Here is an 11819-nt window from a genome sequence, read left to right as displayed (position 1 = left end):
AACACGGAGAACCGGTCGAAAAAGCTCTCCGTACATGATTTTTCGGTCACTTTTCGTCCAATGACGCTGTAGGTGCCTGGAAAATTGCAACTTGCCGCGGCTGCACGACAAGTTGATCGGAGCATCCCTAGGGCAGCCTTTTTACAGCGTACCTCACTCTCTTTCAGTGCACATTTCTCATCTGCACGTTGGGTGAAAAGGTGCCTTCCTGCCTGTTTCACGAACGTGCTACCGATGTGCTCTATACAGCGCCCTTGCTGTATGCCGAAGACAGTAGCGATCTATTAAACCTGATGGCTGCCGACCCGTGTCAGGCTGGGATGTTTCCAGCGCCCACCTGACATAACTGCCAGTAGTCAACGTGGGCGAGCGAGCGCAAGCTGATGGTCTCCCTGAGCCGAGTCTAAGCCCATGGCAACCTACCATTACCACTACGACCCCCTCGACCGCCTGATCCAAACGGCGGGTATTCAACGCTTCTACAATCAATCGCGAATGACGACGGAGATTGAGGGCACGCAGCGTTATAGCGTGTTCCAACAGGACGGTCAGTTATTGGCGCAACGGCGACGTGACAGTACGAGCGATGAATGCAGCTTATTGGGCACAGATTTACAGCAGTCGGTGTTGCACGTTGTGGGTGCCGATAAACATCACTCGATGGCTTATAACGCTTACGGCCATCGCCCGGTAGAAAGTGGCTTGATTAGTTTATTGGGGTTTAATGGTGAGCGTGCTGATCCCGTGACCGGGCATTATTTATTGGGTAATGGGTATAGGGCCTTTAATCCGGTATTGATGCGCTTTAATCGCCCGGACAGTTGGAGCCCGTTTGGAAGAGGCGGGATTAATAGTTACGGGTATTGTGGGGGGGAACCCATTAATAGAGTAGATCGTAATGGGCATTTTTTTGGCTTGGGTTCCCTGATTAAAAACCTGACGTTTGCCCTGGATAAGAGGGTTTTCAGGATAATGGGAGCTAAAGTGAAACGGGCTTTTAATGTGCAGAAGTTAGCCGAGGGAATGTATCAGTATGAATATCCGTCTAAGCGGGGCGCTACGTTGGTAGTACAAGCGCATGGGGATAAACTTCCGAACGGTGATACAGCTATGTTTTCAGGTAAGAACCATTTCGGTGCTGAGGATCTGGTTAGGAAGTTGGAGGGACGTGGAGTTGATTTTCGGAAGTTCGATGAGGTTGAGTTGATAAGTTGTCACTTGGCGGAGGGTGCATTTCCTCAGCAAATGGCTAATTTAACAGGGCTGCCTGTCAAAGCTTACAAGGGCATGATCTGGTCTTCAGATGTTGGTCTAGCTTTAAAAAGTGCGGGCTTTAAAGGCGATGTCGGCTCGAAAATCACGGTCAACCGTGTTAAGAAAGCTGGCTTGATTACACTCGTACCTGAAAGTGAGCTGACTTATCACCGCGAAGTGTTCTTTCCCCAAGCATCTGCCTCTTCACGAATACGCGACTCTTGAGCCGCAGGGGAGCGTTGTGCATGGTTTAAGCGCACCCCGCCCTGTTTAAGCGCACATGCCTCACCTGCATTTTGGATGGCAGGGCTTGGTCTTTGGTGTTTCCCGCAAGTGCTACCGATTTGCTCAAGACCACAGTTCGCGTCGCGCGGCGTCTGTTCACCCCGTTTGCGTCACCGCCCACCCAGCCCCGTTGCGACGTCGTTTTCAGGCTTTATTGAATGCCCATTCAAGTTTAGGCATGGCATTTGCGTTGTCTTCGCCAAGCCCCCAGCCAAGTGGGCAATAACAAGAGCCTGCGCCTGGGCCATTCTCTGCATTGTGTGAGGAGATACTGCGATGACGTCGTTCAACTCCGGGGCTCAACCCCAGAACCGTGCGCCTCAATCCATCGGCTTTTTGCTGCTGGACAATTTCACGCTCATTTCCCTGGCCTCCGCGATAGAGCCCTTGCGCATGGCCAATCAGTTATCGGGCCGCGAGTTGTACCGCTGGTCCACGCTCACTGCCGATGGCAGTCAGGTGTGGGCCAGTGACGGCCTGCAGGTGACCCCCGATGCCAGCATGCACAAGGCCCCGGCGCTGGACATGGTGATTGTGTGCGGCGGTATCGGTATTCAACGCACTGTTACCCGCGAACACGTTTCATGGCTGCAAGGCCAGGCGCGTCAATCCCGCCGTTTGGGCGCGGTGTGCACCGGCAGTTGGGCCCTGGCGTATGCCGGTTTGCTCGACGGTTTTGATTGCAGCGTGCACTGGGAGTGCCTGGCGTCCATGCAGGAAGCCTTCCCGCGGGTGTCGATGAGCACCCGTTTGTTCACCCTGGACCGTTGCCGGTTTACCAGCTCGGGCGGGACGGCGCCGCTGGACATGATGCTGCACTTGATCAGCCGCGATCATGGGCGCGAGTTGTCAGCGGCGATTTCCGAGATGTTTGTGTACGAGCGTATTCGTAACGAGCAAGACCATCAGCGCGTGCCGCTCAAGCACATGCTCGGCACCAATCAGCCTAAATTGCAGGAAATCGTGGCGTTGATGGAGGCCAACCTTGAGGAGCCCATCGACCTTGACGAGCTGGCTGAGTACGTGACCGTGTCTCGCCGCCAACTGGAGCGGTTGTTCCAGAAATACCTGCACTGCTCGCCGTCGCGTTATTACCTCAAACTGCGGCTGGTGCGGGCCCGGCAACTGCTCAAGCAAACGCCGATGTCGATTATCGAAGTGGCGGCAGTGTGCGGGTTTGTGTCGACGCCGCACTTTTCGAAATGTTACCGCGAGTATTTTGGCATCCCGCCACGCGACGAGCGCGTTGGCTCTAATACGGCGCAACAGACCACGCTGGTGCCGATCCCGCAGTCGTTGCTGCTCAGCCCGCTGGCGGGGCCGATGTCGGCGTTGAATCAGGCGCGCAACGAATCGACCTTCGCCAGTGTGAGGGTGTAGCGCACAGGTCGAACCCGGCGGCTATCAGGTGCGTTTGAAACGCACCAGCCCCGGTAGCAGTTGTTGGTCGATGGCCTGGCGCACCGCTGGCAAGAGTGTGGCGTTGCCGGTGTAGAGCTTTTCGACCATCTGCTTGAGTGCCTGCGCGCCGGTTTCACTCAAACCGCACACCGCGCTGTTGCAGGCGTGTTCCGCGCTGCCCGACACCTCAAACCCCAGCGAGCGCAGCTGGTTGACCAGGTCCACTTCATCAATCAAGTCCGCGTGCATCATGTTTTTATCCTTCTGCGAGGCATGAACGTGAAGGGATTCTGGTCGCGCCTTAAGCGATGGGCAAGCGCACGCTGACTGGATGTCTGATTTGCCTAAAAGCAGGTCGTTTTCAGGCCTTCAACAAGGCGGCGCACGCCGTTTTGTAAGCGTCATGTTGATATTTGTTGAGCGACGCAGGCAGTTCGAACGCGTGCTTTTTGAATTGCGCGGTCAAGGTTTGCGGCGAGAGCAATTGCACGTCGCAGTTGTCCAGCAACTGGATGATGCCCTCGATCTTGAACGTGGTCGGGCCACCGGCAAACTCGCCTTTTTTACTGCGTTTTTTGATCGCGATGCCTGTGATGCCGTGGGCGCTGACAAACGCAGCAAGCTGGGCCGCGAAGGCTTTGACCTGAGCGGCGTCTTCATCGTTGTCGAGGGCGATTTTTTTGGTGCTGAGGGGCATGTGTTCCACCCCGTTCTGGCTTTTATGGGCCAAGGCGAAGATGGCTTCGCTGCCTTTGATATCGATGCCGCAAATAGTCATAAGAAACCTGGTCAGTAAACAAAGGAGCAGATGGTCAGAACTGGTAGTTCTGACAGTAGAAACACGGCGGGTGGTCATGGATAAGTGGTGGCTCAGAGCGACGCACTGCATCGCTTGCTCTGATTTAAAGCCCGATTTATGTCTAATTATAGGAAGCATGAATATGAGCACTAAACAATTGTCCGCCCCTCAAGTATTTGCCCCTGCCGGTAGCACACCGCTCACTGAAATTTCGATCTCAACCTACAGAACGGAAGTGATCATAGTTATTAACGGTCTGCCAGGAGGAACGACCGTCACGACGGACTTTAAAGTTAAAGATTTTGGGGCTAAACACGATAAAGGAACTGCTGTGGCTAACCAGCCACTTAGGATTCCCCTGCAAGCAGCATCGTATAAGCTGCATGAGAATAAGGATGCAGAAATAACTTACACGATCGATGGTAGCGGAGACATTTCACCTCCGTTGAAAATCAAGATCGTCAAGTAATAAAGTCAGCATTTAAGGCAAGCCTTCGCACGGTCGCCAAGGCTTGCCTTTTCAGTGTCATGCCCCTCACTCCTGGCCAATCGACTCCAAGAACTCAGAGCGGTCGTCGCTGACGGCTGCAATGCAGTCGTTTTGGGCAATGTTGAACGCCTCGGTACCGGCCGTGGCAGGGAACACCACGACGGCGCAATCGGCGTCACGCTGGTGCAACCACAGCGACTGGGCGGTTTTGATTTTGCTGGTGATGTTGTTGAGTTGGGTCGGGTTGCTGCCATACAGCGAGGTCATGCGGGCTTGCAGGGCTTCGTAGTTGTCGGTCAGCAACTGCTCGGCGGCGTTGCGGCTGAACACCGAACACGCCAGGGTTTGCCGGTCGTTTTCGACCGCATCACAGGGGTTGTAGTCGGCATCATCGGCCGCGTATACGCCGCTGGTGATCAACGCCAAGGCCAGGAGAATCGATTTCATTGCGCCTTCCTAATCCAGAGTTGGGACCGATTCTGGCTGAACCGACTCTCAAATAACAGTCAGGCAGCATAGGCCATTAAGCGGCGGCTATGCGCTTTGTCGTGGCTTGACGCTTTCTGCAATCGCGCTGTCGCTTTTGCACCCGGCCGTTTTTGACCCCCGGCCTATGCTGGCCCCACAGCGCCGGCAGACGATTCGGCGCCGCAATCGCCACCGAGGGGACGCCTGATGAGCCCAGCCGAGTTGCACGCCGACAGCATCGTTATCGACGGGCTGATCATTGCCAAATGGAACCGCGAACTGTTCGAAGACATGCGCAAGGGCGGCCTGACCGCTGCCAATTGCACGGTGTCGGTGTGGGAGGGGTTTCAGGCCACGATCAATAACATCGTCGCCAGCCAGACACTGATCCGCGAAAACAGTGACCTGGTGATCCCCGTCAAGACCACGGCCGACATTCGCCGGGCGAAAGAGCAGGGCAAGACCGGGATTATTTTTGGCTTCCAGAACGCCCATGCGTTTGAAGACCAATTGGGCTATATCGAGATCTTCAAACAGCTCGGGGTGGGCGTGGTGCAGCTGTGCTACAACACGCAGAACCTGGTGGGCACCGGTTGCTACGAGCGTGACGGCGGGCTCTCGGGTTTCGGTCACGAGGTCGTGGCTGAAATGAACCGCGCCGGGATCATGTGCGACCTGTCCCACGTGGGTGCCAAAACCTCGGAAGAGGTCATCCTCGCCTCCACCAAACCGGTCTGTTACTCGCACTGCTTGCCATCCGGCCTTAAAGAACACCCGCGAAACAAATCCGATGCCGAGCTCACATTCATTGCCGACCATGGGGGCTTTGTCGGCGTGACCATGTTCGCGCCGTTTTTGGCCAAGGGCATCGACTCGACCATCGACGATTACGCCGAGGCCATCGAATACACCCTCAACCTCGTGGGCGAAGACGCCATCGGTATTGGCACCGACTTCACCCAGGGCCACGGGCAGGATTTTTTCGAAATGCTGACCCATGACAAAGGCTACGCACGGCGTCTGACCCGCTTCGGCGAGATCATCAACCCGCTGGGCATCCGTACGGTGGGCGAGTTCCCCAACCTCACTGAAACACTGCTCAAGCGCGGCCACAGCGAGCGCCTGGTGCGCAAGATCATGGGCGAAAACTGGGTCAACGTGCTCAAGGACGTGTGGGGCGAGTGACGACCGCAGGCACGCGCTGCGCTCATTTGCGCCAGTGCCAGGCAACTCAGTGAATCAATTTCTGGAGTGGTACCTATGGCTAAAATCGCCCCGCAACTGCCCATCGAAGTCGACAGCGAAACCGGCGTCTGGACCTCCGATGCCTTGCCGATGCTGTATGTGCCGCGGCACTTTTTCGTCAACAACCACCGGGGCATCGAGGACGTGCTGGGGGCCGATGCGTACGCCGAGATCCTCTACAAGGCCGGTTACACATCTGCCTGGCATTGGTGCGAGAAAGAAGCCGAATGCCACGGCCTTGAAGGTGTTGCGGTGTTCGAACATTACATGAAACGCCTGTCTCAGCGCGGCTGGGGGTTGTTCAACATCCAGGCCATTGACCTCGACGCAGGGACGGCCACGGTGACGCTCGAACACTCGTGCTTCGTGTACGTCTACGGCAAGGTCGGGCGCAAGGTCGACTACATGTTCACCGGCTGGTTTGCGGGGGCGATGGACCAGATTCTGCAAGCCCGTGGCAGCCAGGTGCGCACCGTTGCCGAGCAGGTTTATAGCGGATCGCAAGAAGGCCACGACCACGGCCTGTTTACCGTCAAGCCGTTGTAAGTCGAGGATCGGGATATGGCGTTTGAAGCGATGTTTGAGCCGATTCAAATCGGTAAATTGACCATCCGTAACCGTGTGCTCAGCACGGCCCATGCCGAGGTGTATGCCACCGACGGCGGCATGACCACCGAGCGCTACGTGCAGTACTACGAAGAAAAGGCTAAGGGCGGCATCGGGCTGGCCATTTGTGGCGGCTCATCGGTGGTGGCCATCGACAGCCCTCAAGAGTGGTGGAGTTCGGTCAACCTGAGCACCGACCGCATCATCCCGCACTTCCAGAACCTGGCCGATGCGATGCACAAGCACGGCGCCAAAATCATGATTCAGATTACCCACATGGGCCGTCGCTCGCGTTGGGATGGCTTCAACTGGCCTACCCTGATGTCGCCGTCGGGCGTGCGCGAGCCCGTGCACCGCGCCACCTGCAAAACCATCGAGCCCGAAGAGATCTGGCGCATCATCGGCAATTACGCCAGCGCTGCGGGCCGCGCCAAGGCGGGCGGGCTGGATGGCGTGGAACTGTCGGCGGTGCACCAGCACATGATCGACCAGTTCTGGAGCCCGCGCGTGAACAAGCGCACTGACGAGTGGGGGGGCAGTTTTGAAAACCGCATGCGTTTTGGCCTGGAAGTGCTCAAAGCGGTACGTGCCGAAGTCGGTCCGGATTTCTGCGTGGGCATTCGCCTGTGCGGCGACGAGTTTCACCCCGATGGCCTGAGCCACGAGGACATGAAGCAGATTGCCAAGTATTACGACGACACCGGCATGCTCGACTTCATCGGCGTGGTCGGCTCGGGCTGCGACACCCACAACACACTGGCCAACGTCATCCCGAACATGAGCTACCCGCCGGAGCCGTTCCTGCACTTGGCGGCAGGCATTAAGGAAGTGGTCAAGGCGCCTGTGCTGCACGCTCAAAACATCAAAGACCCGACCCAGGCCACGCGCATTCTGGAAGGCGGTTATGTGGACATGGTCGGCATGACCCGTGCCCACATCGCTGACCCGCACCTGATCGCGAAAATCAAAATGGGCCAGGTCGATCAGATCAAACAATGCGTGGGCGCCAACTATTGCATCGACCGTCAGTATCAGGGGCTGGACGTGCTGTGCATTCAGAACGCCGCCACCTCCCGCGAATACATGGGCGTGCCACACATCATTCAGAAGTCCACCGGCCCCCTACGCAACGTGGTGATCGTGGGTGCGGGCCCTGCGGGCATGGAAGCGGCGCGTGTCGCGGCCGAGCGCGGGCACAACGTGACCCTGTTTGAAAAGCGCGAGGCCATGGGCGGGCAAATCAGCCTGGCCGCCAAAGCCCCGCAGCGGGACCAGATGGCGGGCATCACGCGTTGGTTTCAGTTGGAACTGGCGCGCCTGAACGTTGATGTGCGGCTGGGAACAGCGGCCGATGAGGCAACGATTTTAGACCTGCGCCCCGACATCGTGGTGCTGGCCGTGGGCGGGCACGCCTATGTGGAACAGAACGAACAGTGGGGCGCCGCCCAAGGGCTGGTGGTCAGCAGTTGGGACATCCTTGATGGCAAGGTGGTGCCGGGCAAAAACGTGCTGGTGTACGACACCATTTGCGAATTCACGGGCATGTCCGTGGCCGACTTTCTGGCCGAGAAAGGCGCGCAGGTCGAGATCGTCACCGACGACATCAAACCCGGCGTGGCCATCGGCGGCACCTCCTTCCCGACCTATTACCGCAGCCTGTATCCCAAAGAAGTGATCATGACAGGCGACATGATGCTCGAGCAGGTGTACCGCGAAGGCGACAAGCTGATAGCCGTGCTGGAAAACGAATACACCGGGGCCAGGGAAGAGCGCGTGTTGGACCAAGTGGTGGTGGAAAACGGCGTGCGCCCGGACGAAGCGCTGTATTACGCACTCAAGCCCGGGTCGCGTAATAAAGGGCAGATTGACGTTGACGCGTTGTTCGCGATCCAGCCCCAGCCGTGCCTGAGCGAGGCGGGTGACGGGTACAGGTTGTTCCGCATTGGCGACTGTGTGGCGCAGCGCAATGTGCATGCGGCGATCTATGACGCGCTCAGGTTGTGCAAGGACTTCTGAAGGGGCACCCGGCCCGCTTCTGCCATCGGGAAAGGGCCGGGTTAAAGCATGTGTTTAAACCGAATGTTGATGGGAGCCACCCATGCTGAACATCCTTGTTCCCCTCCTGATAGTGGCGGCACTGTGCCTGGCCCTTCTCGGCGCGCGACGGCGAATCAACCTCTGGCGTCAAGGCCGCCCCTCCCGCGTTGACCTGCCTGGCGGCTTGCTGGCCATGCCCAAGCGCTACATGAATGACCTGCACCACGTCGTGGCCCGCGACAAGTACATGGCCAACACCCACGTCGCCACGGCGGGCGGTTTTGTGCTGGCGGCCGTGTTGGCAATTCTGGTTCATGGGGTGGGCGTGCATCAGCGTGTCCTCGCCTATGCCCTGCTGGGTGCCACGGCCCTCATGTTTGTGGGGGCGCTGTTTGTCTTCAAACGTCGCCTCAACCCGCCGAGCCGTCTGTCCAAGGGCCCGTGGATGCGCCTGCCGAAAAGTCTGCTGGTATTTGCCGCGAGTTTTTTCACCCTGACCTTGCCCGTGGCGGGTGTTGTGCCCGAAGGCGCCGGCGGCTGGATGCTGGCGGCGCTTTTGTGTGTGGGCGTGGCGTGGGGCGTGGGCGAATTGTTCTGCGGCATGACGTGGGGCGGTCCGATGAAGCATGCGTTTGCCGGGGCATTGCACCTGGCGTGGCACCGGCGCCCCGAGCGATTTGGCGGCGGGCGTTCCACCGGTTTGAAAGCCCTGGACCTGACCGACCGCCGCGCCCCTTTGGGCGTAGAAACGCCTGCTGACTTCACCTGGAATCAGCTCCTGGGGTTTGACGCCTGCGTGCAATGCGGCAAATGCGAGGCCGCGTGTCCGGCCTTTGCCGCAGGCCAGCCGCTGAACCCGAAAAAGTTGATTCAAGACATGGTGGTGGGCATGGCGGGGGGCACCGATGCTCACTTTGCGGGCAGCCCTTACCCCGGCAAGCCCCTCGGCGTACACGGTGGCAATGCGCATCAGCCCATCGTCAACGGCCTGGTGGACGCTGACACCCTGTGGTCTTGCACCACCTGCCGGGCCTGCGTCGAGGAGTGCCCGATGATGATCGAGCACGTGGACGCCATCATCGACCTGCGACGTTTTCTCACGCTGGAAAAAGGAGCCACACCCAATAAAGGCGCGCAGGTGCTGGACAACCTGATCGCCACGGACAACCCCGGCGGTTTCGCACCGGGCGGGCGCATGCATTGGGCCGCCGATTTGAACCTGCCGCTGATGCGCGACAAGGGGGCGGCACACGTGCTGTTTTGGGTCGGTGACGGCGCGTTCGACATGCGCAACCAGCGCACCCTGCGGGCCTTTGTCGCCGTGCTGAACGCCGCTGGCGTCGATTTCGCGGTGCTGGGGCTTGAAGAGCGCGACAGCGGTGACGTGGCCCGGCGTCTGGGCGATGAAGCCACGTTTCAAACATTGGCCGCGCGCAATATCCAGACCCTGGCGCAGTACACCTTCAGCCGCATCGTCACCTGCGACCCCCACAGCTTTCACGTGTTGAAAAACGAGTACGGCGCCTTGGGCGGTGACTATCAGGTGCAGCATCACAGCACCTACATGGCCGAGTTGATCGCGGGCGGTCGGCTTGAGCTCAAACCGGACACCGGAGGCCGCGTGACCTATCACGACCCGTGTTACCTGGGTCGCTATAACGGCGAGTACGACGCCCCGCGTCAGGTGTTGCGTGCGCTGGGGCTGGAGGTGCAGGAGATGCAACGCTCCGGGTTCCGCTCCCGCTGTTGCGGCGGCGGTGGCGGGGCGCCGATTACCGACATCCCCGGCAAGCAGCGCATCCCTGACATGCGCATGGACGACATCCGCGAAACCGGCGTCGAACGGGTGGCCGTGGGCTGCCCGCAATGTACGGCCATGCTCGAAGGCGTGGTAGCGCCGCGCCCGCAGATCAAAGACCTGGCTGAGCTGGTGGCCGATGCATTGGTGGTATCCGCCACGGCACCCGGCGCCACGAAACACAACATCCCGGAGGTGATCGCATGAGTGACGTGCTTCGTCGTGACCCGCATGCCGAGTGGATCGCCCGCAATCGCCTGCACCCGCTGCATGCCACCTTACAACCCGCCCTTGAGCGCTGGATGGGGCCTAATGGCGTGCTGCGAAAAAACGTCCACGGTGTGGGGTTTATCGGCCCGCAGGGGCTTAAGCGCATTGATCGAAGCGGTGGCCAGCAAGGCGGATCGACCCGGCGTGTGGCCAGTGCGCAGGTTCAACGGCCGCTGCATCAGGTGCCGAGCCCTGCGTTCTACATCGCCGTCGTGCCCGACCTGCCGGGTGGTCGCCTGAGCGCGCATGATCGCGACGTGCTCGGCATGGCTCATGACCTGGCAGGCAGCGAAGGCGCGGTATTGGCCGTGGTATTCGGTGAACACAAGGAGCGTGCTTTTGGTGACGCCGGGGTAGACCGATTACTGGTGCTCGCTCATCAAGGTTATGCACCGGAACAGCAGATGCTGGGGTTGCAGGCTGTGGATAACCAATTTTCGCCTCGCCATTGGCTGTTGCCCGACAGCCGCGAAGGCGGCGGTGAGCGCGGACGCCGGTTAGCCGCCCGTATCGGCGAGCGGCCAGCCACCCGGGTGTGGCAGCTCAAGGACGGGCTGTGCATCGGCCGCGCGGGCGCAGGCGTGCACGACCTGCAACAACCCGTGCCCCGCGTGATTCTGGCGGCGGCCGAATGCGCCGAGGCGGTGAGCGACACCCGCCACGAAGCCCTGGCGGTCGAGTTATCCACACCCCCTGTCGCCAGCTTGCCGCGAATAGAAGACCTGGGGCCGGTTGACGTGGATCCGGCGGCGATACCGATGGCTGAAGCACCGTTCATTCTCAGTGGTGGCAATGGGGTTAAAGACTGGGGGCTTTTCCACAGGACCGCTGCGGCATTGGGCGCCACTGAAGGGGCTTCCCGGGTGGCCGTGGACGCGGGCTTCATGGCGCGAGAGCGGCAGGTAGGTGCCAGCGGCACCTGGGTGACGGCCCGCGTGTATGTGGCGGTCGGGATCAGTGGTGCCATTCAGCACCTGCAAGGCATGGGCGCCTGCGACAAAGTCGTGGCGATCAACCTCGACCCCGCCTGCGACATGATCAAGCGCGCCGACCTCTCGGTGATTGGCGATGCGGCCGCGATGCTTGAGGCGTTGATTGCCGCTGTGGATAAGTGGCGGCAGACGCATGCGCGTGATGCAGCGTAAGCGCACCCTGACCCCAACCCT

11 protein-coding genes are annotated in these 11819 nt (G+C 59.5%); 8 read left to right on the top strand and 3 right to left on the bottom strand.

Translation table 11 applies throughout. The features are described from left to right. Nucleotides 1-411: 411 nt before the first annotated feature. Both HBN61_RS09480 and gbdR read left to right on the top strand, forming a co-directional pair. Nucleotides 412-1479, top strand: coding sequence for an RHS repeat-associated core domain-containing protein (locus HBN61_RS09480; RefSeq protein WP_170046597.1), 1068 nt, complete (start codon nt 412-414; stop codon nt 1477-1479). Between the two features lie 336 nt (nt 1480-1815). Next, nucleotides 1816-2919 carry a choline metabolism transcriptional regulator GbdR gene (gbdR, locus tag HBN61_RS09475; RefSeq protein ID WP_094992754.1) on the top strand — a complete coding sequence of 368 codons (1104 nt, stop codon included), beginning with the start codon at nt 1816-1818 and terminating at the stop codon, nt 2917-2919. Nucleotides 2920-2943: 24 nt separating this feature from the next. Here the strand turns inward: gbdR and HBN61_RS09470 are convergent, their stop codons facing one another. Beyond that, nucleotides 2944-3192: a hypothetical protein gene (locus HBN61_RS09470; RefSeq protein WP_169962110.1), complete on the bottom strand. Its 249-nt coding sequence runs from the start codon at nt 3190-3192 to the stop codon at nt 2944-2946. A 109-nt stretch (nt 3193-3301) separates the two neighbouring features. Beyond that, entirely contained in the window at nt 3302-3718 is a 417-nt protein-coding gene (locus tag HBN61_RS09465; RefSeq protein ID WP_170046596.1) for a DUF3010 family protein, read from the bottom strand. A gap of 163 nt (nt 3719-3881) precedes the next feature. On the opposite strand from HBN61_RS09465, the gene HBN61_RS09460 reads away from it, so the two are divergent. Beyond that, nucleotides 3882-4208 carry a hypothetical protein gene (locus HBN61_RS09460; protein WP_094992757.1) on the top strand — a complete coding sequence of 109 codons (327 nt, stop codon included), beginning with the start codon at nt 3882-3884 and terminating at the stop codon, nt 4206-4208. Nucleotides 4209-4274: 66 nt separating this feature from the next. On the opposite strand, the gene HBN61_RS09455 is transcribed toward HBN61_RS09460, so the two are convergent. Further along, nucleotides 4275-4676, bottom strand: coding sequence for a lysozyme inhibitor LprI family protein (locus HBN61_RS09455; RefSeq protein ID WP_070412694.1), 402 nt, complete (start codon nt 4674-4676; stop codon nt 4275-4277). A 228-nt stretch (nt 4677-4904) separates the two neighbouring features. Here HBN61_RS09455 and HBN61_RS09450 point away from each other — a divergent pair, with 228 nt between their 5' ends. From HBN61_RS09450 to etfA, 5 genes are all read left to right on the top strand, one after another. Continuing rightward, a complete protein-coding gene (locus tag HBN61_RS09450) occupies nt 4905-5882 on the top strand; it encodes a dipeptidase (protein WP_094992758.1) in 978 nt (325 codons plus the stop codon). A 75-nt stretch (nt 5883-5957) separates the two neighbouring features. After that, complete coding sequence (locus tag HBN61_RS09445; RefSeq protein ID WP_170046595.1) at nt 5958-6488, top strand: 4-vinyl reductase; 531 nt, start codon at nt 5958-5960, stop codon at nt 6486-6488. Between the two features lie 15 nt (nt 6489-6503). Then, nucleotides 6504-8564 carry a dimethylglycine demethylation protein DgcA gene (gene dgcA, locus HBN61_RS09440; RefSeq protein ID WP_170046594.1) on the top strand — a complete coding sequence of 687 codons (2061 nt, stop codon included), beginning with the start codon at nt 6504-6506 and terminating at the stop codon, nt 8562-8564. An 82-nt stretch (nt 8565-8646) separates the two neighbouring features. Next, nucleotides 8647-10590, top strand: a complete 1944-nt coding sequence (dgcB, locus tag HBN61_RS09435; protein WP_170046593.1) for a dimethylglycine demethylation protein DgcB — start codon at nt 8647-8649, stop codon at nt 10588-10590. Continuing rightward, complete coding sequence (etfA, locus tag HBN61_RS09430; protein ID WP_170046592.1) at nt 10587-11798, top strand: electron transfer flavoprotein subunit alpha; 1212 nt, start codon at nt 10587-10589, stop codon at nt 11796-11798. The genes dgcB and etfA overlap by 4 nt, the downstream gene beginning before the upstream one ends. Nucleotides 11799-11819: the final 21 nt, after the last annotated feature.

It is taken from the genome of Pseudomonas sp. WS 5071 (assembly GCF_012985765.1).
GTDB lineage: Bacteria > Pseudomonadota > Gammaproteobacteria > Pseudomonadales > Pseudomonadaceae > Aquipseudomonas > Aquipseudomonas lundensis_A.
This window is presented reverse-complemented; position numbering and strand designations above follow the sequence as displayed.